Origin of the sequence: Asticcacaulis sp. AC460 (genome assembly GCF_000495795.1) — a bacterium.
Taxonomy (GTDB): domain Bacteria; phylum Pseudomonadota; class Alphaproteobacteria; order Caulobacterales; family Caulobacteraceae; genus Asticcacaulis.
The window spans coordinates 1-21,393 of sequence record NZ_AWGD01000029.1 but is presented as its reverse complement, the minus strand read 5'-3'; the positions used below and the strand labels follow the sequence as shown (position 1 = coordinate 21,393).

The 21,393-nt window shown below is 63.2% G+C and carries 22 protein-coding genes; 15 read left to right on the top strand and 7 right to left on the bottom strand.

The window, feature by feature from the left end:
• Window positions 1-4 precede the first annotated feature (4 nt).
• From ABAC460_RS39935 to ABAC460_RS39910, 6 genes are all read right to left on the bottom strand, one after another.
• The gene (locus ABAC460_RS39935) at window positions 5-985 is read right to left on the bottom strand and encodes a hypothetical protein (protein WP_023454374.1); all 981 of its coding nucleotides are present in this window, start codon (window positions 983-985) and stop codon (window positions 5-7) included.
• Window positions 986-1,089: 104 nt separating this feature from the next.
• Window positions 1,090-2,001, bottom strand: coding sequence for a hypothetical protein (locus ABAC460_RS39930; RefSeq protein WP_023454373.1), 912 nt, complete (start codon window positions 1,999-2,001; stop codon window positions 1,090-1,092).
• A 12-nt stretch (window positions 2,002-2,013) separates the two neighbouring features.
• Complete coding sequence (locus tag ABAC460_RS39925) at window positions 2,014-2,934, bottom strand: CsgG/HfaB family protein (protein WP_023454372.1); 921 nt, start codon at window positions 2,932-2,934, stop codon at window positions 2,014-2,016.
• 130 nt (window positions 2,935-3,064) lie between these two features.
• Window positions 3,065-4,864 (bottom strand): ABC-F family ATP-binding cassette domain-containing protein, encoded by a 1,800-nt coding sequence (locus tag ABAC460_RS39920; RefSeq protein WP_023454371.1) that lies wholly within the window; start codon window positions 4,862-4,864, stop codon window positions 3,065-3,067.
• 50 nt (window positions 4,865-4,914) lie between these two features.
• Window positions 4,915-5,484: a hypothetical protein gene (locus tag ABAC460_RS39915; RefSeq protein WP_023454370.1), complete on the bottom strand. Its 570-nt coding sequence runs from the start codon at window positions 5,482-5,484 to the stop codon at window positions 4,915-4,917.
• Entirely contained in the window at window positions 5,481-5,783 is a 303-nt protein-coding gene (locus ABAC460_RS39910; RefSeq protein WP_023454369.1) for a PadR family transcriptional regulator, read from the bottom strand. The genes ABAC460_RS39915 and ABAC460_RS39910 overlap by 4 nt, the downstream gene beginning before the upstream one ends.
• A 138-nt stretch (window positions 5,784-5,921) precedes the next feature.
• Here ABAC460_RS39910 and ABAC460_RS39905 point away from each other — a divergent pair, with 138 nt between their 5' ends.
• The 4 genes from ABAC460_RS39905 to ABAC460_RS49855 all read left to right on the top strand — a co-directional run bounded on the left by ABAC460_RS39905 (window position 5,922) and on the right by ABAC460_RS49855 (window position 8,915).
• A complete protein-coding gene (locus tag ABAC460_RS39905; protein ID WP_023454368.1) occupies window positions 5,922-6,551 on the top strand; it encodes a hypothetical protein in 630 nt (209 codons plus the stop codon).
• A 26-nt stretch (window positions 6,552-6,577) separates the two neighbouring features.
• The gene (locus ABAC460_RS39900) at window positions 6,578-7,054 is read left to right on the top strand and encodes a YcgN family cysteine cluster protein (RefSeq protein ID WP_023454367.1); all 477 of its coding nucleotides are present in this window, start codon (window positions 6,578-6,580) and stop codon (window positions 7,052-7,054) included.
• 96 nt (window positions 7,055-7,150) lie between these two features.
• Window positions 7,151-8,743: a pectate lyase gene (locus ABAC460_RS39895; protein ID WP_023454366.1), complete on the top strand. Its 1,593-nt coding sequence runs from the start codon at window positions 7,151-7,153 to the stop codon at window positions 8,741-8,743.
• A 1-nt stretch (window position 8,744) separates the two neighbouring features.
• Window positions 8,745-8,915: a hypothetical protein gene (locus tag ABAC460_RS49855; protein WP_023454365.1), complete on the top strand. Its 171-nt coding sequence runs from the start codon at window positions 8,745-8,747 to the stop codon at window positions 8,913-8,915.
• Here the strand turns inward: ABAC460_RS49855 and ABAC460_RS39890 are convergent.
• Window positions 8,912-9,274 carry a hypothetical protein gene (locus tag ABAC460_RS39890; protein ID WP_023454364.1) on the bottom strand — a complete coding sequence of 121 codons (363 nt, stop codon included), beginning with the start codon at window positions 9,272-9,274 and terminating at the stop codon, window positions 8,912-8,914. The two genes, ABAC460_RS49855 and ABAC460_RS39890, sit on opposite strands and share 4 nt — an antisense overlap.
• 88 nt (window positions 9,275-9,362) lie before the next feature.
• Here ABAC460_RS39890 and ABAC460_RS39885 point away from each other — a divergent pair, with 88 nt between their 5' ends.
• From ABAC460_RS39885 to ABAC460_RS39835, 11 genes are all read left to right on the top strand, one after another.
• Complete coding sequence (locus ABAC460_RS39885) at window positions 9,363-10,355, top strand: DnaJ C-terminal domain-containing protein (protein ID WP_023454363.1); 993 nt, start codon at window positions 9,363-9,365, stop codon at window positions 10,353-10,355.
• A 106-nt stretch (window positions 10,356-10,461) separates the two neighbouring features.
• Window positions 10,462-10,800: a hypothetical protein gene (locus ABAC460_RS39880; RefSeq protein ID WP_155914684.1), complete on the top strand. Its 339-nt coding sequence runs from the start codon at window positions 10,462-10,464 to the stop codon at window positions 10,798-10,800.
• Window positions 10,801-11,481 carry a response regulator transcription factor gene (locus ABAC460_RS39875; protein ID WP_023454361.1) on the top strand — a complete coding sequence of 227 codons (681 nt, stop codon included), beginning with the start codon at window positions 10,801-10,803 and terminating at the stop codon, window positions 11,479-11,481.
• Between the two features lie 221 nt (window positions 11,482-11,702).
• The gene (locus tag ABAC460_RS39870) at window positions 11,703-13,139 is read left to right on the top strand and encodes a sensor histidine kinase (protein WP_023454360.1); all 1,437 of its coding nucleotides are present in this window, start codon (window positions 11,703-11,705) and stop codon (window positions 13,137-13,139) included.
• A 147-nt stretch (window positions 13,140-13,286) separates the two neighbouring features.
• Window positions 13,287-14,651, top strand: coding sequence for a hypothetical protein (locus ABAC460_RS39865; RefSeq protein ID WP_023454359.1), 1,365 nt, complete (start codon window positions 13,287-13,289; stop codon window positions 14,649-14,651).
• 136 nt (window positions 14,652-14,787) lie between these two features.
• Complete coding sequence (ccmI, locus tag ABAC460_RS39860) at window positions 14,788-15,864, top strand: c-type cytochrome biogenesis protein CcmI (protein WP_023454358.1); 1,077 nt, start codon at window positions 14,788-14,790, stop codon at window positions 15,862-15,864.
• A complete protein-coding gene (gene ccmE, locus ABAC460_RS39855; RefSeq protein ID WP_023454357.1) occupies window positions 15,861-16,358 on the top strand; it encodes a cytochrome c maturation protein CcmE in 498 nt (165 codons plus the stop codon). The genes ccmI and ccmE overlap by 4 nt, the downstream gene beginning before the upstream one ends.
• The gene (locus ABAC460_RS39850) at window positions 16,355-18,370 is read left to right on the top strand and encodes a heme lyase CcmF/NrfE family subunit (protein ID WP_023454356.1); all 2,016 of its coding nucleotides are present in this window, start codon (window positions 16,355-16,357) and stop codon (window positions 18,368-18,370) included. The genes ccmE and ABAC460_RS39850 overlap by 4 nt, the downstream gene beginning before the upstream one ends.
• Window positions 18,370-18,807 (top strand): cytochrome c-type biogenesis protein, encoded by a 438-nt coding sequence (locus tag ABAC460_RS39845; protein WP_023454355.1) that lies wholly within the window; start codon window positions 18,370-18,372, stop codon window positions 18,805-18,807. Before ABAC460_RS39850 ends, ABAC460_RS39845 begins: the two co-directional genes overlap by 1 nt.
• Window positions 18,808-18,942: 135 nt before the next feature.
• Window positions 18,943-20,514: a Do family serine endopeptidase gene (locus ABAC460_RS39840; protein WP_023454354.1), complete on the top strand. Its 1,572-nt coding sequence runs from the start codon at window positions 18,943-18,945 to the stop codon at window positions 20,512-20,514.
• Between the two features lie 137 nt (window positions 20,515-20,651).
• On the top strand, window positions 20,652-21,323 hold the full coding sequence (locus ABAC460_RS39835) for a response regulator transcription factor (protein ID WP_023454353.1): 672 nt from the start codon (window positions 20,652-20,654) through the stop codon (window positions 21,321-21,323).
• Window positions 21,324-21,393: the final 70 nt, after the last annotated feature.

The following is a 21,393-nucleotide window of genomic DNA, read 5'->3' as shown; positions in this document are numbered from 1 at the left end:
AGCCTTAATTGGAGGCGTTATCGGAGGGAGCGTCTTTAGCGTCATCATCGTCTTCGGGTTCGAGTGCGTCGAACCGGGTTTCGAGGATGGCGCCGGTGGGATTGGGGTCGACCTGGATGCGGTCGGGCCGCATGCCGTACTGGCGGTGCAGGCTGTAACGCCGCGGTTCCTGGGTGACGGCATTGGTGATCTGCTCGCCCGGAATAAAGACCTGATCGGTCTCCTGCGACGCCAAAGACTGGGACGCGGCTGGCGGGGCAGGTGGCAAGGCGGCGTGGGCCGGGCCGGTGGGTTGCGGCGGCTCACCCTGGTCCGGTCCCGGCGCGGGCGCCATGGACTGTTCCTGGCTCTGGGCGGCGCGCGAAGCGGCGATTCGGGCGGCGTATTTGCTGGTGGCCGGCACCTGGTAGCCGGATTCGCCATCGGTCAAGGTAGCCGGTGTCGGCACGGGAGCCGTGGCAACCGGAAGGGGCTGAGGCTCGGGCTTAGGTTGAGGCACGGGCACTGCGGCTTGCGGTCCCGGGTTGCGCGGCCTGACTTCGGGCTCGTCGGCATCATCGAAGGCGGGTTGCGGCGTCGGCGCCGCCTGTGACGAGGGCATCGGCACCGGTGCAACGGTGACCGGTTGCGGGCGGGGTGCGGGGCGCGGCACGGCGACCGAAACGACCGGCGGCGGACTATAGGATTGTTGCGGTGGCCGCTCGACGTTGGCGGTCTGGACGGGCGCGGATTGCGGGCCTGTCTTGGTCGGCCAGTTCAGGGTCTGACGGTAGGGATTACCGACCTGACCATAGGGCGAGGTAGGCACGCCGTATTGCGCGGCCGGTTGCGCTTGCTGGGGCACATTTTGCTGCGCCTGGGCGGTGTCGCGCTGGGCTTTGTTTTCCCAGGTCAGATAGCGGTCGGAGGTATGGCCATGGGCTGCGCCGGCGGCCGTAAGAACGGTCGCTGCGATCAGAAAACGGGCGGTCGGCGGCACGGTCATGAAGGGTCTTTGGGTTGCAACCCTTCGACCTTAGGAGACCGAGTTTAAATAAAGCCTAATAAGCGAAACGGATTTGCAGGCCAGCCGCAACAATCCGGGGTTGCTCAGGGTAGGTCGACACGCTTCATGCGCCGGCCATTGGCGGCCGGGTCGTCGGCTTCGATTACGATGGCTGAACTGCCTGGGGTGATACGGCCAGTATCGCCGGCGCCGTCGGGCTCCGCGGTCGCCGTCGCGTCATTGGCGGCGATGACATTATATCGAATAACCGTGCGACCGTCGGGACTGGTCGCCTGGACCGTGGTCCCCAGTTGCAGGTAGGGCGCGCCGTAGTTCAACTGGATCGTGCCGTCATCATTGTCGATGACGGTGAGCGGCTCCAGACGGAAGGCGATCTTGCGCGCCACCGCTAGGGCCAGGGCCTCCTGCAACTGGTTGTAAACCGCCTGGCCGCTCTGCTCGACTGAGGCGGTGGTGCCGTCCGACGTCAGATAGGCGCTCAGGTCGACCTCCTTGCGGACCGTAGCGCCGAAGACCTTCCGGCCCGACCGGTCCTGTAAGGTGACATTCATCGACGCGTACAGCTTGTTGGCGCTAAGGTCGTAGTCCGCCCCCCGTGAGGTGTCCTGGGAAAACTGGGTCTGCCGCGTGCCGTCGGCCGACACCGTTCCCGACAGGACATAGTCGCCCGACCGGTCGACCACGGTCAGCTTGTTCGACGCGGCCAGAGCGGCCTCCAGGCTGCTGGTCATGGTTTTGAAGTTGCTGACGCAGTCCTTCACCCACCATGTCCGCCAGGCAACGGCGACGGCGGCGGAGGCGCCAAACCAGTCCGCAGAAGCGGCGGCAGCCGCGCTGCCCTCGCTGTTCTGGTAGTAGGTGCATGTCTCCTGGCTGGCGATCTTGCCGATTCGGATGGAGGTCTGGGCCTGGGCGGAGGTGCCCCAGGCGAGGGTGCAGGCCATGGTTATCGCCGTGGCGGACAGGATGGCATGGCGGCGGGAAACCTTTTGCATCGACATGCTTCCTTATTTCTTTTTCTTTGCCGGCTTGCTCAGGGCGGCCTTGTCCGCAGCCGTGGTGGCGCGCGCGATGGCACCCACGGTAGGCGCGGTGGTGAATTCGGAAACGGCAACGGCCTTGGAAACCCGTCCGTTCACCTCGGTGACCCGGATATAGCCCATTTTCACTTCGGAATTGGCCAGCAGCTCGCCGGTCGCCGGATCGTAGATGGCTTCGCCCTTGCTGTAGAGCGTCAGGATGTCGCCGACATTCAGCGCACCTTCGCCGTAGTTCAGGATAAAAACACCGTCGGATTGAATGGCGGCGACCTGGATGGGGTAGATGGCTTGTACCAGCCCGGTCGCGACCTTGTCGGCCGCAGCGCGAAGCAGCCCCGAACTGTCGACTGACGGCCGGCCGTCGCAGATCGTAGCCGATTTCTGCTGCTCATCGATACGGTCGACATACCTGATCTCGCCCGTACTAGCGTCGGTGATCTTGATGTCGACGCTGACCGTCGCGATCGAATAGACGCATTTCGGGGCGGCGGACCCCTGGGGCGTGAAAAGGGAGCCGACAATGCTGGTGCCGACATCGGACTTGTTGACCACCGACAGGGAGGTGATCGTGCCGTAGATCAGAAAATCGGCGCCTTCGAACCCGCCCTTCTTGCCGGGCTTGTTGGTCGTCACCAGGCCGGAATTGGCACGGTTCTGCTCCCCCAGCACCTTGTCCAGTTCGTTGCGTTCGATGACGCGGAACTTGCTGGTTCCGGCGATGGCGGTCGCGATCATGGTCGAAAAGGAGTCGGCCAGACCGTTGTTGGTCAGGTCCCGCATCTCGTAGACGGCGACGATCGGTTTACCCGACCCCTGCTGCGCCAGGGCCGGAGCCGGCAGGAAAATCAGGACCAAGCCCGCGAAAAGACATAGAAGTTTTTGCAACATATCCGCCCCTTAGTCCCCGCGCACAACCGTGCGACGAGACTCTCGTAACGGAAAATTTACCTTGTTGCAACCTGAAGAATCCATTTATCGACGTTTTTCGAAGCCGATATGACGAAAGGCGCGGAAGCGCTTATTGACCCGTCAGAGCCGCTTTCTTATCCTCGAGTTCCAGCCATTCGGTCTCCCCCGTATCGAGATCGTGCCGCAGCTTTTCCAGCTTTTTCATCGTCGCATCGAACGCTTTGGGATCGCGGCTATAAAGCGTCGCATCCTCCAACACCTTTTCCAACCTGGCGATCTCGCCCTGCCATTGCGGCATCAGCTTTTCGAGATCCTCCAACCGCTTCTGGTCCTTGTAGCTCAGCTTCTTCGGCGCCGTCTTGATCTGGACCGCCGCCGCCTTGGTGGCCGCGATCTCCTTGGGCGTCGCGCCACGATTGAAGAAGTCCGGGTTCTGCCGGATGAAGTCCTGCCACCCGCCCGGCGTCTCCGCCGTCCGTCCATTGCCATCCAACGCCAGGGTCGATGTCGCCAGCCGGTCTATGAAGTCACGATCGTGGGACACCAGGATCAGCGTGCCGTCATAATCGGCCAGCATGTCCTCCAGCAGGTCCAGCGTATCCATGTCGAGGTCGTTGGTCGGTTCGTCCAGCACCAGAAGGTTGGTCGCCTTGGCCAGGGCCCGCGCCAGCTGAAGCCGATTACGCTCCCCGCCCGACAGAGACTTGACCGGCTGACGCAGTTGCTTTTCGCGGAACAGGAAGTCCTTGGCATAGGCAGCGACATGGCGGGGCTCGCCGCGCACCATGATCGAGTCGGAACCCGAATTGGCCAGCACGTCCCACAACGTCTCATCGCCCTTCAGCGCGTCGCGGCCCTGGTCGAGATAGGCGACATCCAGCTTGCTGCCCAACCGGATCTCGCCGGCATCGGCGGGAATCTGGCCCAGCAGCAGCTTGACCAGGGTCGACTTGCCGGCGCCGTTGGGGCCCACAATGGCCAGCCGGTCGCCGCGCAGGATGCGGGTCGACAGGTCCTTGATAAGGGTGCGTCCCTCGAAGCCCTTGGAGACGTGCTTTAACTCGGCCACCAGCTTGCCCGATACGCCGCCGGAATCCAGCACCATGTCCATGGGCTTGTCCATCGCCTTGATGCGGTCGGCAAAATCGCTGCGCATGGCGTTGAGACGGGCGGCGCGGCCTTCGTTGCGGGTGCGCTGGGCGGTGATCGAGCGGTAGAAGGTGTAGGTTTCGCGCTCGATGGCCTTTTCCAGCCGGCGCAACGACTCCGCGGTCTCGGCCTCGACCTTGTCGCGCCATTCGTCGAAGCCGCTGTAATTGGCGTCCAGCCGCAACATGCGCCGGTCGTAGAGCCAGTAGCAGCGCTCGGTGACCCGCTCCAGGAAGGTACGGTCGTGGGACACGATCAAAGCGGCGCCGCGAAAGCTTTTCAGCCGGTCTTCCAGGGTCTGGATGGCGAAGATGTCGAGGTGGTTGGTCGGTTCGTCCAGAAAGATCAGGTCGGGCTCTTCGGCGAAGGCCTTGGCCAGGGCGGCACGGCGCTTTTCCCCGCCGGACATGGAGGTGGTCGGGCCCTGCGGATCGATGCCGAAAGCATAGAGCTCGGCTTCGGCGAGATAGGATTCCGCCCCGCCCGAGATCGTCCAGTCGAGAATGGTGATGCCCTTGGGCTCGGGTTCCTGCAGCACGAAGGCGAAACGGGTGCCCTGGGTGACGTAGCGTTCGCCGGAATCGGCTTCGATCAGCCCGGCCAGCAGCCGCATCAGGGTCGACTTGCCGGCGCCGTTGCGGCCGACCAGGCAGGCACGGACACCGCGGTCGAGGGCAATATCGACGCCGTCGAACAACGGCGTCTGGCCGTCCATCAGGCGGATGTCTTTGAGGGCGAGGAGGGGAGCTTTGGCGTTCATGGGGCGGATGTAGTGTCCCCGGCGGCCTAAGGCAAAGGCTTTTTACCCTTTCACGCCGCAATCGGCCGGCGGGACCCGCGCTCCAGCCAGGCCAGGAACAGCGCCGCGCCGGCCAGCAGGGCCAGGGGAACGAACGGCCAGGCAAAGCGCAGGAACATGTCGGACCGGGTGGCCAGCCCGAATACCGTCAGCCCCAGGCTGGGTAAGGCCGCCAGAACGAAGGCGGTCCAGAACAGTTTCGGCTTCCAGAAGACCAGGCCGGCGGCAGCGGCCAGGTCGCTGAAGCCCATGGCGGCGACCCACACAACGATCCAGGGCTGCACGGGCTGCACGGCCTGGCCGGTCAGGCCATTGACCATCATGACCAGGAACATGACGCCGTAGAGCGCCGTGACGAGACCGACGACCAGGCGTCCGGTGAACACAATGGCTTTCATGACGGTGATCCTTTCGCAAAGAGCAGCCCATAGGCAGCCGCCGGCAAAGGCCAGGGCGTCGGGCGCGGATTCGATGGCTCGGACTTCCTGCCGCATGGCCTCGCCCCAGGCGTGACGGTTAGCGGGCAGCAGCCGGGCGGCCAGATCCGCCAGAAACTTTGCCAGTTTTTGGGCGAAACTCATGTCGTGGCTTCCTGCGTGCCGGTAGAGGTGGCTTCCTGGGCACGCACCTGCGCCAAGGCGATTCCGGCGGCAGTCAGGCGGTAGGCGTGACGCGGCGGCCGGCCGGGCTGCAGCGGCTGGCGCCACTCCGTTTCCAGCAGGCCGTCATCGGCCAGCCGGATCAGTAGCGGATAAAGCGTGCCGGACTTCAGCCCGGTTTCCTTGGACAGATCATAGCCGTAACGCCACGCCTGTGGCTGCACCACCAATGCGGCGAGCACGGTACGGGTCTGCGGCGATATATGGTTGCGTCTGGGCATATGACTATATCAACATATGTAGAGTTTTGAGTCAAATAGAAACTCTACATATATCGCATTTAAAGGCGCTGCCAGGCGTCGCGGGTTGTGCTAAGGAAGCGCATGAAGTTCAGAAATGTGTGTCTTTTGGCGGCTATTATGGTGGCCACACCGGCTGTAGCCCAGACCGAGGCCGATCTGCGCCAGCAGAAAACCGACGCCGTCGAGTTCAAACACCGTCTATTCGGGCTATTGCAGACTCACGACCGCCGCCAGGCCAGTGCCGCCGATATCGAAGCCACGATGGGCGGCGGCTTCGTCACCGATGCCGTGACGGCGACCGACGGCATAGCGGCGGCGCCGACCAAGCGCGTGGCCCAGGGCTTCCGCGCCATGGGCGGGGTCCAATATGTCGTGCCCCTGGCCGACCTGGGCCAGGGCAGCCTGCCGGTCGACCTGCGCCAGGCGACGCTCTACGGTTTCGATATGAAGGCGTTCGCGACCTACGGCGACAGTTGCCTGACCCTGGACGATGTCCGCTACAATTTCCGCGGCGCCTACGGATGGCAGTCGATCGGCTCGGAAACCGGCCAGGTCGGCCTGCGCGGCGAACGCGACAACGCCACCGTCATCGTCTTCGTCGACAAGACGTTTCCAGTTAATGCGAAGGATCAGGCCGAGCTCGACCGGCTGTCGACCCAAAAGAACCTCGACCGCGTCGAACGCCAGCGTCTCGAGGTCCTGAAAAGCAAGATCAACGGCTGCGTGACCAATCTGGACCTTTTCTAAAGCCGCTATTTCTCTATATAGGCGCCATGAGCGTACTTTTCTGGGAAACCAAAACCCTCGAGCAGATGAACGAACAGGAATGGGAAAGCCTGTGCGACGGCTGTGGCCTGTGCTGTCTGGTCCGATTTGAGGATGAAGAAACTCTTGAAGTCATCCCGACCCGCGTTCACTGCAAGCTGTTCGATCCCGAGAAGTGCCAGTGTTCCGACTACGCCAACCGCAAAAAATACGTCCCCGACTGCATCAAGCTGAAACCCGGTAATATCGAAGAACTGCTGTGGATGCCGCACTCATGCGCCTATCGCCGGCTGCATGAGGGCAAGCCCCTGCCGATGTGGCACCACCTGATCACCGGCGACCGCGAAAGCGTCCACCGCGCCGGCGTTTCGGTGCGTGGCCAGACCATCAATGAGAACGAACTGGCTGATCCCGAAGATGCATTGGACTACGCCGCCTGGGACCTCAACGAGGACCGCTCGGACTGGGACGAATTCGAGGACTAGGCTTGCATTTATCCGCCTGAACCGGCTAAGAATGATGAACACGGACAGCGACGGATGCCCCAGACATGCGCGTTGATCTCTCCAGGGAGCCTTTCCATGACAACTCGCCGCCATCTTCTCGCCGGTGCCGCCGCCCTCTCTTTGACACCGGTGTCAGCATGGGCCGCCGCCAAGGCCCCTAAACCTGTCAAACGCCAGGCCATTCTCGACACCATGAAGACCGCCACGCGGTTCATGACCGACAAGGTGGCGTTCCACGGCGGCTATGTCTGGGCCTATTCGGCCGACATGACCCAGCGCTGGGGCGAGATGGAAGCCTATTCCACCATGATCTGGATCCAGCCGCCGGGCACGGCGACCATGGGTCACGTCTTCCTCGATGCCTACCATGCCACCGGCGACGAGGCCTATTACACGGCGGCCACCCAGGTCGCCGACGGTCTGATCGCGGCACAGCATCCGTCGGGCGGCTGGCACTATTTCCACGATTTCGGCGGCCCGGAGTCGCGCAAGCGCTGGTACGACACCATCGGCAAGAACGCCTGGCGCCTCGAAGAGTTCCAGTACGACTGGGGTAACGCCACCTTCGACGATGCCGGCACCTCGGAATCCATGCAATTTCTGCTGCGGCTCTATGTCGAAAAGACGGACGCACGCTTCAAGCCGGCCCTCGACAAGGCGCTGAACTTCGTCCTCGAAAGCCAATACCCGATCGGCGGCTGGCCGCAACGCTATCCGGCCAATCCGGTGAAGCTGCACGGCCACGACGACTATACCGGCGACATCACCTTCAACGACGACGTGGCAGGCGAAAATATCCGCTTCCTGACCATGTACGAACAGACCATCGGCGATCCGCGTATTCCCGACGCCATCCTGCGCGCCATGTCGGTTTACTTGGTCACACAGCAGGGCCAGCCCCAGCCGGGTTGGGGCCTGCAGCACACCCTGGACCTGAAGCCGGCCGGGGCGCGGACCTATGAGCCCAAGGCTCTGGCGACCCACACCACCTTCGCCAATATCCGTCAGCTGATGGACTTCTATCGCCTGACGGGTGAGACCAAGTACTTGGCGCGCATCCCCGAGGCCCTGGACTGGCTGGACAGCGTTCGCCTGCCGGACGCCGACGGCAAGACCAACCGCCACCCGACCTTTATCGAACTGGGCACCAACAAGGGGCTGTACATCCACCGCCGTGGCTCGAACATCGTCAACGGCGCCTACTATTACGACTACGACCCGACCTTTACGCTGGGCCACTACAGTTCGTTCCGCATGCTGGACGTGGCCAAATTGCGCGCCGAATATGAAAAGCTGAAGGCGACCCCGCCCGAGGTGGCCAGCCAGGACTCGCCCTTGAAGGTGAAAGCGCCGCTGCCGAAATATTTCGTCGCCGAGATGAATGCCGGATCCGACCTGAACGCTCCGGACAAGGTCCAGGGCGTCGCCGACCTGGTCAAAGGACTGAACAAGCAGGGCTATTGGCCTACACTTTTGAAGGCGGTCAGCCATCCCTACACCCAAGACGGCAGTCCGACCCCGGCGCCGGGCGATTTCCGCACCACGCGGGTCGGCGACGAGACGGACACCTCGCCATTCGTCACCGACAAACCCGCCACCGGAATCTCGACCAGCGCCTATATCGACAATATGGCCAAGCTGATTGCAGCCCTGCCGACGGCGAAATAATATGCGAGAGCCTGTCGACGAAGATACTGCACGCCGCCTGACTGCCCTTGATCAGGCGCTTGCTGCCGGCTTGGCTGATCATGCTGCCGGACGGGTAAAGCCGGTTGAGGTGGTGGCCGAACGCCTCAAGCGCAAATATCTGCGCATGGCGGCCGAGCGCGGGGAAGCCTAACGCTTACGCTTCTTCGGCTTGGCCGCCTGGATCGCAAACCCGTTGTGCAGCAACCGCGACAACTCTTCCGCCTCGATGACCGGCAGCCGCACCAGCACAGCGGGATAGCCACGGTAATGGTCATCGTCGAAGAACACATCCGGCGCCGCTTCGATCAGCATCTCCTTGTGGTCGAGCGTGCAACTGACGGCCAGAACCTCCAGGTTCGGCCAGCGCGGCTTTTTCGGCGCGTCGCGTTGCATGAAGGTCCAGGCAAAGCCGCGCCCATCGCACGACAGCACCAGCCGCGCCTCGCTCGACTCGTCCGTCGCCCCCGCCATATCGCCGGCCATCCGCCGGACATCCGCTGCATCCACCATGGCGCAGACTTAGCACAACCCCGCCCGGCTTGCCTCTTGAATCAATACCGTTTAGAGCACACTTCTGCGGCAGGAGGTGTGTACTAGCGTGGCAGGTGATCCCTATACCGAACTGGGCGTCAAGCGTGACTCCAGCGACGCCGACATCCAGAAAGCGTTCCGCAAGCTGGCCAAGGAACTGCATCCCGACCAGAACAAGAACAACAAGGTGGCCGAGGAACGCTTCAAACGCATCACGGCGGCCTATGACTTCCTGAAGGATGCCGACAAGCGCAAGCGCTTCGACCGCGGCGAGATCGATGCCGACGGGCGCGAAATCTATCGCGGTTTTGGTGGCGGTGGTGGAGCTGGCGGTGGTCAGGGCGGCTTCAATGGCGGCGCCGGTGGCGGCCGCTTCGAAGGCATGGACCTCGACGACATCATGGAGATGTTCGGCGGCGGTGCCGGACGTCGCGGTGGTGCCGGCGGCGGTTTTGGTGGCGGCTTCGGCGGTCAGCAGAGTGCCCCCCAGCGCGGCAGCGACCTGAAGATCAAGCTCGAGATCGACCTGCTGGACACCATTGTCGGCAATACCCGCCGTGTCATGTTCTCGGACGGCCGCACGGTCGATGTCAACATCCCCAAGGGTTCGAAGGACGGCCAGACCCTGCGCCTGAAAGGGCAGGGGGCGCCGTCGCCGTCCGGGCGCGGCCCCCATGGCGATGCCCTGGTCGAACTGCATCTGAGGGCCCACCCGATCTTCCGCATCGACGGCAACGACCTGCATATGGACCTGTTTGTTTCGCTCCCCGATGCGCTGCTGGGGGGGAAGGTCCAGGCCCCGACCCCTGATGGCCCGGTCACGGTCAACCTGGCGAAGAACTCCAATTCCGGCGCGGTGCTGCGTCTGAAGGGCCGCGGCGCCTTCGATCCCAAGGACGCAACCCGCGGCGATCTGTTCGCCCATGTCGTCCTGGCCATGCCGGATAAGGGGATCGACGGTGTGCCGGAACCTCTGCGGGCCGAGATCGCAACCTTGATGGAACGCTGGCGGGCCAATGCCGCCTACACCCCGTCGATGCCGTCGCGTACCCGAAAATAGGCGGGTTGAAAAATCCGTCCCAAAAAACGAAACAGACGGCGCATAATTTGCTAAAGACAACGAGTTGTTCAGCTAAGGTTCAGGTGCGTGAACCTATAACGGTGTCATGAAAAAGATTTGGCCCCTTCTCTGCGCTGCCATGATCGCCTTCCCGATGGCGGGCGAAGCCAGTGCGGCCATGTTCCAGGACCGTGGCGGGCATGAGCGCGGCAAGGACCGGGACGGCCCGCGTGGTGGTAACGATCGCGGCGGCGGGGATCGCAGCCAGGAAAACCGTCGTGACGACCGCATCAACCGGGCCATCCGGATCGCCGAGTCGCGTGGCCGCGTGCTTGACGCCGGTCAGCAAAGCGGTTCAATCTTCTGGGTACGTGTCGCCACCGATCGTGGCCGGGTCGATCTGCTGATCGACACCGATTCCGGGCGCATCATCGGAGAGCGTTAGTTGCGAATCCTTTTAGCCGAAGACGATCCGGACCTGTCGCGTCAGCTCAAGGCCTCCTTGAGCGACGCCGGTTATGTGGTGGATCACGCCCCCGACGGCGAGGAAGCCCATTTCCTGGGCGATACCGAGCCCTATGACTGCATCATCCTAGACCTGGGCCTGCCCAAGATCGACGGCGTGTCGGTGCTGGAACGCTGGCGCCGTGAAGGCAAGTCGACGCCGGTCCTGATCCTGACGGCGCGCGGCGCCTGGAGTGACAAGGTGTCGGGGTTCGACGCCGGCGCCGACGACTATCTCACCAAGCCGTTCCATACCGAAGAACTCCTGGCCCGTCTGCGGGCCCTCGTCCGCCGTGCCGCCGGCCATGCCCAGCCTCTGCTGGTCTGCGGCGGTTTGCGCCTGGATCCACGCGCCGCCCGCGCCAGCGTCAATGGTGAACCGCTGCGGCTGACGTCGCTGGAATACCGGTTGCTTCACTATCTGATGATGCACCAGAACCGGGTGATCTCGCGCACCGAACTGGTCGAGCATCTGTACGACCAGGATTTCGACCGGGACTCGAACACCATCGAGGTCTTCATGGGCCGGTTGCGCAAGAAGATCGGCAACGACCGTATCGAGACGGTGCGCGGGCTGGGTTATCGCCTGAAGCCGCTGCACGACGAGGTCGGCGAGTTGTGAGCACGCTCCTCCCTATACCTCCCCACATGTGGGGAGGGGGACCGCTCGAGCGAAATGGAGCCGAAGGCGGAATGAGTGAGGTGCGGTGGTGGGGCGACTTTCTTTCGGAAACGCCGTCGATCTCTGTACCGACAGCAAGTCGCTCCACCACCATTTCGCTCCGCTTCACTACGTTCGCTTTGCTCATGGTCCCCCTCCCAACCTTCGGCGGGGAGGTATAAGTGGTTGATGAACCGGCCCCCAAACCCCGCGGTCCCGCCGACAATATCCGCCGCATCTGGCAACGTCTGACGGCCAACTCCCTGGTCGGGCGGCTGATCCGGCTGGCGGCGGTGTGGTTCATCTTTGCTCTGTTTGTCACCGGCATCGGCCTGACCGCCTATTTCTCACGCGTCACCATGCATCGCTTCGAAGCCGGCGTCGGCCAGTTCGCCGACAACCTGTTCTCGGTGACCAATATCGAGGACGGCGCCGTCGACACCAGCCGCTTTGTCGATGCCCGGTCCGGCATCTTCCATTCCGGCCTCTACTGGCAAGTCGCCGAGTTGGACGCCCAGGGTAACATCGTCAATCCGGTCAAGTCGCGCTCGCTGTGGAACGCCCGCCTGCTGCTGCCGTCGAAGGTCCTGGCGCAAGCTAAGGAAAAGGTCGCCAAAGCCGTCTATTACGACGGTATGGGCCCCAAGGGTGAACCTCTGCGCGTGGCCGTCATCTATTCCATGGTGGATTCCAACGCCTATGTCTTCATGGCCGCCGAGGACGCTAGTCCGGTCAACCGTGACATCCGCACGTTCGGCTTGATGACCGGTGCAGCGCTGCTGTTGCTGGCCTTGGGCTCGCTGGGCGCCATCTATGTTCAGGTTCGCATCGGCCTGCGCCCGCTGTTCGACCTCACCGACGAAATCGCCAGTGTCCAGAAGGGACAGCAACTGCGCCTGACCAAGACCTATCCCGCGGAAATCACCCCCGTGGCGCGCCAGCTCAACGCCTTCCTCGACTACGCCCAGGAGGTGGTCGAACGCCAGCGCATGCATGTCGGCAACCTGGCCCATGCCCTGAAAACCCCGCTCTCGGTCTTGCTGACCTCGGCCGGCGACGACGAAGGCCCGCTGCCGGAAGCCGTGCGCAAACAGACCGAGACCATGCGCGCCCAGGTCGACCACCATCTGCGCCGCGCCCGCGCCGCTGCCCGCTCGACCGCCATGGGCGAGCGCACCGCGGTCGAGCCGGTGTTCGACGAACTGGCCGTCATGCTGGAACAGGTCTTCCAGGACAAGGGTGTCATCATCGACTGGCGCGCGCCCGATCACCTGGCCTTTCGCGGCGAAAAGCAGGACTTGCAGGAAATCGCCGGTAACCTGCTGGAAAACGCCTGCATCTGGTGCCAGCGCAAGGTGCTGATCCTGGCCGAATTCGATTCCGCGACGCAGACCCTGGTCATGGCCATTGAGGACGACGGTCCGGGGCTGGACGAATCCCGCTTCGACGAAGTATTGAAGCGCGGTGCGCGGCTGGACGAAAGCATCCCGGGCTCAGGCCTGGGCCTGTCGATTGTCGATGAACTGGTGCGCGCCTACGGCGGCAAACTGCAGTTCGAAAAGGCGTCGCTGGGCGGGCTGCGGGTAAAGGCTACCCTGCCCGGAAATCTGGACCTGTAAAACCACCATATCCGTTTTCCGCAAAGGATTGCAGCAAGGCTTTGCGCGGGGCGGTGACGGGGTACCCGTCAGACAAAATTAACCAGGAAAACCTAGACTTACAGGCCAGTCCGACGGCGGTCGGACGCGTGCAGGAACTTGAGTGTAATGGGCGTTATCGCGGACAAACGGCTGAATCTGGTGAAAGGCCTGGTGAAGACCTTGCCGCAGACCAGTCTGCGTTCGCTGGAACTGGCCCTGGGCCTGACCAAGGACGAGGCCCTGGTACAGGTGCGCGAACTGGTCAGCATTGAACTGGAATTCCGTCACGTCAAGGAAGCCGTTTTCGCGCCCTACCTGGCATTGCTCGAGGCGCGCCATGACGGGCTGGAGGGGATTCAGTTTCCGGTCTGGCTGCTCGACAACATCTGGAGCGCACTGGAAGTGCGCGAACCGGAACTCTACATGCAGTCGCGCTATGCCCTGCGCGGCCTGCGCAGCGAAGACCCGACACCGGTGGTGTTTTTCCGGCTGGTGACTGCGGCGGCTCAGATCTGCCGCGAAAACCCGCACGACATCCTGCCGGGTAAACCCGACACGTCCGATGGCGAGGCTGTCACCGAATTCGCCAAATATCTCGACCTGCATCGGATTTCCCGGGCTATGCTGGGCCGGCTGCCGGATTTCCTGGGGCGTATAGATGCCGACCGCGCCACGGCCTTGCGTCTGATGTTCAAGGACGCCTGCGCCAACGATTCCGAAGGCGGTTACCGGCTGATGGAAATCCTGTTCGCCAATCTCGAAGAGGGCGCCCAGATCGTCAAGTTTGTCGCTACGGTATCCGATCGCGCCGGCGAACGCTTCCTGGCGGCTTCGGAGCTGGCTGTGTTCGGCGAACGCATCCTGGGCGTTGTCGATGAACGGCTGCGGGATCTGAAAGCCTATATGGGTGGGCGGGGCAAGGTCTGCGAAGACCTGGGCGTGGCCGGCCAGAAGGTCACGGCCTGCCTGGCCCTGATCCATTCGTTCGAAAACTATATCGAACTGCAACGCGACGGCCCCTGGGGCAAGCGCCTGTCCGCTGGCCACAAGCTGATCGCCGAACTCGTTGAGAGCGAGTTGAAGAAGGCCGAGCGGATTCTTGAGGACACCCTGCCGCTCAAGTCCGAACGGGTTTACGGCCGGGTGCGTAAGGAGACCCCGCATCTGGAGCGTCCGCCCAAACCGGAAGCCGTGGCGCGTGCCGCCCAGACCCTGGCCTTTGTGAAGACCGTGCGTAACGTCGCCCATGCCGGTGGCTTCTCGTCCCTGCACACCAAGACGGCCCAGGCGCTGGAAAGCGCCATGGACAGTTATTTCGAGGAACTGTTGTCGATCGCCAATGGCGATGAGCCCGCCGATCCGGACGTGGTGATGAGCTTCTTCGAGCTGGTCACCGACCTGATGCAAGCCCTGTGTGGTGAGGAAAAGGCCGTGGTTTCGCGCCGCCGCGTCGCCTCGTCGGACCTGTTCAAGCCCAAGAATGTAGCTTAGAGCGCATCCCGAAAAGTGTGACGCACTTTTCGGATTAAGATGCGCGTCAACATTAAAGCCCGCAGCGCGGAAATGCCGCGCTTGACGTCCCGACATTTGGTTTTGGTTTCGCCGCCAAATCGTCTAAGGAAGCGGCATGATTTTGCTCACCCTGATCTGCGTGCTGATCAGCCTGGCTGTCGTGGCGGTCGCCGTGTTGTGGCACCGCTTCGCGCCGGCCCAGGGCGCGCTGGCGCATGAAAAAGCCCTCTATGCCGGCTTTGTCGCCGACGTCGACCGGCGCCTGGCCGCCGGCGATATCGATGCCGACGCGGCCCACGAAGAAAAAACCGAAGCCGCCCGCGCCCTGCTGAAGGCCGGCGATCACCTGACCACGCCCACGGTAAAGCCGGCCGTCGGGGTCGCTGTGATCGCCATAACCGCGGCCTTGGCCTTCGGAGTCTATATGCTGATTGGCCACCCTGGCCTGGCAGGGCAGCCCTTCAAGGACCGTCTGACGCGCTGGACCGCCATGGCGCAGGAAGACCCCGATTCGGTGCCGCCCGAAGTCATGGTTGCCGTCCTGCGCCAGGGCGAAGCGAAGAATGGCGGCGACCCCCAGTACTGGCTGATGATCGGCCGCTTCCAGACCTGGTCCGGCAATACCTATGAAGGCATGAAGGCCTATAAGCGCGCTCGCGCCATGTCGCCGCAGACCTTCAATGAATGGTCGGCCCTGGGTGAAGCCATTACCCTTACGGCGGATGGCAACATCAATGCCGAGGCCGTCGCGGCCTTCGAACAGGCGCTGAAACTGGACCCGAAGGACGCTCGCGCCCTCTACTATCTGGGCCGCCATCAGGTCGCGATCGGCCGGTTCGATGAAGCCCGGACAAGCTTCCGTACCGCCCTGGCCAGCACGTCGCCGGACAATCCGTCGCGGCCGGCCATCGAAGACGAGCTCAAGGCCGTCGATGTCGAGGAGGCCGCCAGCACCGCCATGAAGACCCGTATTACCGGCATGGTCGCAGGCCTGGAGGCTTCGCTGACGTCCGACCCGGAAAACGCCGACGGCTGGGCGCGGCTGCTGCGGTCCTATGACGTGCTGGGCGATGCCGCGGGCCATGCCCGCGCCGAAGCCGACATGAAGGCGCACTACAAGGCGCGGCCGCAGGTCGCCGACGCCATCCTGGCCAAGTCGCAACAGGCCGTCGGCGCGGAGGTGACGCAATGAGCTGGTGGCCCAAATCCGCCAAGGCCAAACGGCGTTTGACGATTTTCCTGGTCGCCGCGCCGGTGCTGATCCTGGCCGTGGCGTTAAGCCTTTACGCCCTGCGCGGCACGACCGTCTATTTTTACACCCCGGCCCAGATGCTGGAAGCCAAGGTCGCCACCGGCCAGACCATCCGCCTGGGCGGCCTGGTCAAGCCCGGTACGGTGGTGCGCGCCGCCGACGGTACGGTCAGCTTCACCGTCCAGGACAAGCTGAAAGAGGTCGCCGTCGCCTATAAGGGCGAACTGCCCGACCTGTTTCGCGAAGGCCAGGGCGTGGTCTGTGAAGGCCAGGTCACCGGCATGGCGTCGCTGCGGGCCGTCCAGGTTCTGGCCAAGCACGATGAAAAATACATCCCCAAGAACGTGCAGGACGAATTGAAGAAGCAAGGCGAATGGCGCCCCGAAGCCGGGATGAGCGCGTCCCCCGAGCCGCAAAGGCCGTTCGGTTCATGATCGCGGAAATCGGCAACTTCTGTCTCGTCCTGGCCTTTATGCTCAGCGTCGCGCAAGCGGGCGTGGTCCTGGCCGGCTGGCGCATACGCGGCCTGGAACGTTTCTCCGAAGGCCTGTCCCTGGCGGCCGCCTTGGCCATCATCGGCGCCTTTGCCATGCTGATCACCGCCTTTGTCCAGTCCGATTTTTCGGTGCTGAACGTCTATCAGCATTCGCATACCGACAAACCTCTGCTCTACAAGATTACCGGTTCGTGGGGCTCGCACGAAGGCTCGATGCTGCTGTGGTGCCTGATCCTGCTGGTTTACGGTGCCTTTATCACCCTGCGCGGTGGCGGCCTGTCCGATGGACTCAAGCACAAGGCCTTGGGTGTCCAGGGTCTGTTGGGGGCGGCCTTTACCGGCTTCACCCTGTTCAGCTCCAACCCGTTGTGGCGCCTGGCCGAAGACCCCAACCGCATCTGGGCGCTGGAAAAGGCGCCGCTGCAGGGCCTGTCGCTCAATCCGGCGCTGCAGGACCCGGGCCTCGCCTTCCATCCGCCCATGCTCTATCTCGGCTATGTTGGCTTTTCGGTGGTGTTCTCGTTTGCCGTCGCCGCCCTGATCGAAGGCCGGCTGGATCGGGCCTGGGCGCGCTGGATCCGGCCGTGGGTTCTGATCGCCTGGAGCTTCCTGACGGCCGGCATTACGCTCGGCGCCTTCTGGGCCTACTACGAACTGGGATGGGGCGGCTGGTGGGCGTGGGATCCGGTCGAAAACGCCTCCTTCATGCCGTGGCTGGCGGCAACCGCCCTGCTGCATTCGGCGATCGTCATGGAAAAGCGCGATGCCCTGAAAGCCTGGACGGTGTTCCTGGGTCTGCTGGCCTTCACCTTCTCGATGCTGGGCGCCTTCCTGGTGCGCTCGGGCCTGCTGACCTCGGTCCATGCCTTTGCCGTCGATCCGCAGCGCGGCATCCTGCTGCTGACTATCCTGCTGGTGACGGCCGGGGCAGGCTTTGCCCTGTTCGCCCTGCGCGCGCCGGAGCTGAAACCCGGCGGCCTCTTCGCCCCCATCTCGCGCGAAGCCGCCCTGGTGGCCAACAATCTGCTGCTGTCGGCGGCCCTGTGCTCGGTCTTCCTCGGTACTCTGTACCCGATCCTGATGCAGGCCGTGTTTAACAAGACCATGTCGGTGGGCGAGCCCTATTACCTCGCCGTGTTCGGGCCGATCATGATCGCCGCCTTCGCCCTGATTCCGATCTCGGCCCTGATGGCGTGGAAGCGCGCCGATCTGAAAGCTATAGTGCAGCGCCTGGGGATTGCCTTCGGTGTGGCATCCCTGGCTGCGGCCGTCGGTCTGTTGTTGTACCGCGGCGCCACCTGGTGGGCGGAAGCACAGTATCTCGCAGGCCTTTTGGTCGGTTTCTGGCTGATCTTCGGGTCGTTGAAACTGCTGTGGGATCGTGCCGAAGGAAAACTGCGTCGGTTGAAGGGCTTACCCCTGGCGACCTGGGGGATGTTGCTGGCCCATATCGGCCTGGGCGTCTTCGTCCTGGGCGCCGTGGTCGAGACCCACGCCAAGCTGGGCGCGACCCAGGTCATGGCCGTCGGCGACAGCCTGACGGCCGGGCGCTATCAGATGCACTTCAATGAAACCTTTGCCGAGATGGGCAGCAATTACGACGCCCAGGGCGGGGTGTTCAGCATCACCGAACAGGGCAGGGCGGTCTGTGACGCCCGGCCGCAATGGCGCTACTATTCGGCATCGCGCTCGTCCCAGAGCGAGGTTTGGCTGTGTTTTACGCCGCTGTCGGATCTGTATGTCGTCATGGCCCAACCCCAGACCCTGGCCGACGGCCGCGCGGCCTGGTCGGTTCGCTTCTTCTACAATCCGTGGGTCCGCCTGATCTTCTTCGGTCCGCTGCTGATGGCGATCGGCGGCCTGGTCTCCCTGGCCGATCGCCGCCTGCGCCTGGGCGTTCCGGTCAAGGGTAAAAAGCCGAAGTCTTCTACCGAAAAGGTGGAAGCGTGATGATCAGAGGTCTTCTAGCCGCCCTGTGCCTCCTGCTGGCCGCCACCTCGGCCCTGGCCGACCCGGTTAAGGACGAAGCCCGCGCCGAGGCCCTGTTCCGCGAAGTCCGCTGCATCCAGTGCCAGAGCGAGAGCATCGCCGACTCGCATGCCCCCATCGCCGCCGACATGCGCCGCCAGATTCGCGAAGACATCGCCGCCGGCAAGGACGACAACCAGATTCGCGAAGAACTGCGGGCGCGCTACACCGATTACGTCCTTTTCCGGCCGCGTTTTGCGCTGTCGAATCTTCTGCTGTGGAGTCTGCCGCCGCTCATTGTGCTGCTAGGTGCCGGGCTGCTGTTCTGGCTCAACAAAAGGTCAAAAATCTCAAGATCTTACGACTTGACGCCGGAGGAAAACGAAAAACTTCGCGAAATCATGAAATCAGACGATTGATGTCACGATTTTGCCTCAGCCGTTTGGTTAAGCTGCGACGGCGGTAAATTTATTCGCCCGGACAGTTGTCATCCGGCCGCGAAGCGCTCAGATAGTCTGAAGCACATACATACCGCAGGAAATTAGGTAGTACCCATGGGGATTCGCAATATTTTCGGGACCGCAAATCTGAAATCCTTGCTCAAGAACAAGTCGTTCCTCGGCGGCGCCGCATTGGGCGTGGTTCTGGCCGCCGGCGTTTCCGCCGCCGCCATGACCGGTCTGGGCCAGGCGCCGGGCCTCTATGACGGCGCGCAACTGCTGAAGACCGCTGACCTGACCCCCGTCAAGCCGCCCAATGGCGCCCCGATGTCCTTTGCGGACATGATCGAGCGCGTGTCGCCGGCCGTGGTCTCGATCGAGACCAAAGGCAAGATCAAGGTCGACGCCGTTCCGTCCCTACCGGGCTTCAGCTTCCCGGGCCAGGATCCCAATGGCGGCCGTGAACAGGAAGTTCGCGGCGCCGGTTCGGGCTTCTTCATCTCGGCCGACGGCTATGTCGTCACCAACAACCACGTCGTCGAAGGCGCCACCGAAATCACGGTCAAGCTGACCAATGACAAGGAACTGCCGGCCACCGTCATTGGCCGCGACGAAGCCACCGACCTGGCCGTGCTGAAGGTCGAAGGCAAGGACTTCCCGTTCGTTCGCTGGGAACTGGAGCGCAAGCCGCGCGTCGGCGATTGGGTCGTCGCCGTCGGTAACCCGTTCAACTTCTCCAACACCGCCACCGCCGGTATCGTTTCGGCCTATGGCCGCGACCTGCGTGAAAGCGGCACCAGCTATATCGACTACCTGCAGATCGACGCCGCCATCAACCGGGGCAACTCGGGCGGCCCGACCTTCGACCTCTATGGTAAGGTGATCGGCGTCAACACCGCCATCGTGACCCCGTCGGGCGCCAATGCCGGCGTCGGTTTCGCCATTCCGGCCGAAACCGCCAACAAGATCACCCAGCAGCTGATGACCGGCGCCAAGATCGCCCGCGGCTATATCGGCGTCTCGATCCTGCCCGTCAGCAAGGAAATCGCCGAGTCGCTGAACCTCGTCGACACCACCGGCGCCTTCGTGGCGGAACTGCCGCGCGGTGGGCCGGCGGAAAAGGCCGGCCTGCAGGTCGGCGACATTATCAAGTCCGTCAATGGCACGGCGGTAAAGAGCCCGACCGACCTGACCCGCCGCATCGCCGACATCAAAGCCGGTGAAAAGGTCGTGGTCGAGGTCCTGCGCAACGGCCAGGTGTCCAAGATCACGGTAACCGCGACCCTGCGTCCGTCCGAAGGTGATCTGGCCCGTGGCGCTCAGGGCGGTGAGGAAGGCTCCTCCTCGTCCAGCAGCAGCGAAAGCGGCTCGGCTCCGGTGATCGGCCTCAGCGTCAAGGCGCTGTCGCCAGACGTCCGCAAGACATTCGGCATTGCCGCCGAAGTCAACGGCGTGGTCATCACCGACCTGGACGCCAATTCGGACGGCGCCGAAGAAGGCCTGCGTCCGGGCGATGTCATCGTTCAGGCCAACAACCAGGTCCTGACCAGCGACACGCAGTTCAAGTCGATTGTGGCCGACCTGCAAAAGTCCGGTCGTCCCAGCATCCTGCTGCTGATCAACCGCGACGGCCGCAACGCCCCGCTGGTTCTGTCGCTGAAAGCTCCGGAAGCGCCCAAGCCGTAAGGCGCAGCCTCTATCCATAGAAAAGCCCTCCGTTCGCGGAGGGCTTTTTTGTTGCCGGCATCTGTCCAATTTTTAACGCGCTTCCCGTTACGATTCGCGCTAATAGCTGGTTTCATAACCAACCATGGGGCAGACGGATGAAGGTCCTGATCGTCGAGGACGACAACGAAGCGGCAACCAACATGCAGCGCGGCCTCAAGGAGGCCGGCATCGAGGCGCGCCTGGCCGGCGACGGCCAGCAGGGCCTGGACGCGGTCAAGGCCGAAATGCCCGACGTCATCATCCTGGATCGGATGATGCCGGTGATGGATGGCGTCACCATGCTGCAGCAATTGCGCAGCGAAGGCACCGACGTACCGGTACTGTTCCTGTCGGCCCTGGGTGAACTTGAAGACCGGGTTTCGGGCCTGCGCGCCGGCGCCGACGACTACCTGGTCAAGCCCTATGCCCTGACCGAACTGGTGGCCCGCGTCGAAGCCCTGGCACGCCGCAAGGACAAGGACGCCGTCGATACCGTGCTGCGGGTCGGCGACCTGGAGATGAATCTGATTTCGCGCGTGGTGAAACGTCAGACCAAGATCATCGACCTGCAACCGCGCGAGTTCCAGTTGCTGGAATTCCTGATGCGCCATGTCGGCCAGAGCGTGACGCGGACCATGTTGCTGGAGAAGGTCTGGGCTTATCACTTCGACCCGCAGACCAATGTCATCGACGTCCACATTTCGCGCCTGCGTTCCAAGCTGGACAAGGACTTCGACCGGCCGATGCTGCACACCGTCCGCGGCGAAGGCTATCAGTTGAAGGCGTGATGCATTGCGACATCCAGATACCGCTTTTATGTAGTTGCCGGTCTATCAATGTCGGTGCAACGCGCACCCT

Coding starts and splice junctions, on each gene's coding strand:
- ABAC460_RS39935 (WP_023454374.1), bottom strand. CDS start 985: ATGACCGTGCCGCCGACCGCCCGTTTTCTGATCGCAGCGACCGTTCTT.
- ABAC460_RS39930 (WP_023454373.1), bottom strand. CDS start 2,001: ATGCAAAAGGTTTCCCGCCGCCATGCCATCCTGTCCGCCACGGCGATA.
- ABAC460_RS39925 (WP_023454372.1), bottom strand. CDS start 2,934: ATGTTGCAAAAACTTCTATGTCTTTTCGCGGGCTTGGTCCTGATTTTC.
- ABAC460_RS39920 (WP_023454371.1), bottom strand. CDS start 4,864: ATGAACGCCAAAGCTCCCCTCCTCGCCCTCAAAGACATCCGCCTGATG.
- ABAC460_RS39915 (WP_023454370.1), bottom strand. CDS start 5,484: ATGAGTTTCGCCCAAAAACTGGCAAAGTTTCTGGCGGATCTGGCCGCC.
- ABAC460_RS39910 (WP_023454369.1), bottom strand. CDS start 5,783: ATGCCCAGACGCAACCATATATCGCCGCAGACCCGTACCGTGCTCGCC.
- ABAC460_RS39905 (WP_023454368.1), top strand. CDS start 5,922: ATGGTGGCCACACCGGCTGTAGCCCAGACCGAGGCCGATCTGCGCCAG.
- ABAC460_RS39900 (WP_023454367.1), top strand. CDS start 6,578: ATGAGCGTACTTTTCTGGGAAACCAAAACCCTCGAGCAGATGAACGAA.
- ABAC460_RS39895 (WP_023454366.1), top strand. CDS start 7,151: ATGACAACTCGCCGCCATCTTCTCGCCGGTGCCGCCGCCCTCTCTTTG.
- ABAC460_RS49855 (WP_023454365.1), top strand. CDS start 8,745: ATGCGAGAGCCTGTCGACGAAGATACTGCACGCCGCCTGACTGCCCTT.
- ABAC460_RS39890 (WP_023454364.1), bottom strand. CDS start 9,274: ATGGTGGATGCAGCGGATGTCCGGCGGATGGCCGGCGATATGGCGGGG.
- ABAC460_RS39880 (WP_155914684.1), top strand. CDS start 10,462: ATGAAAAAGATTTGGCCCCTTCTCTGCGCTGCCATGATCGCCTTCCCG.
- ABAC460_RS39865 (WP_023454359.1), top strand. CDS start 13,287: ATGGGCGTTATCGCGGACAAACGGCTGAATCTGGTGAAAGGCCTGGTG.
- ccmI (WP_023454358.1), top strand. CDS start 14,788: ATGATTTTGCTCACCCTGATCTGCGTGCTGATCAGCCTGGCTGTCGTG.
- ccmE (WP_023454357.1), top strand. CDS start 15,861: ATGAGCTGGTGGCCCAAATCCGCCAAGGCCAAACGGCGTTTGACGATT.
- ABAC460_RS39850 (WP_023454356.1), top strand. CDS start 16,355: ATGATCGCGGAAATCGGCAACTTCTGTCTCGTCCTGGCCTTTATGCTC.
- ABAC460_RS39845 (WP_023454355.1), top strand. CDS start 18,370: ATGATCAGAGGTCTTCTAGCCGCCCTGTGCCTCCTGCTGGCCGCCACC.
- ABAC460_RS39840 (WP_023454354.1), top strand. CDS start 18,943: ATGGGGATTCGCAATATTTTCGGGACCGCAAATCTGAAATCCTTGCTC.
- ABAC460_RS39835 (WP_023454353.1), top strand. CDS start 20,652: ATGAAGGTCCTGATCGTCGAGGACGACAACGAAGCGGCAACCAACATG.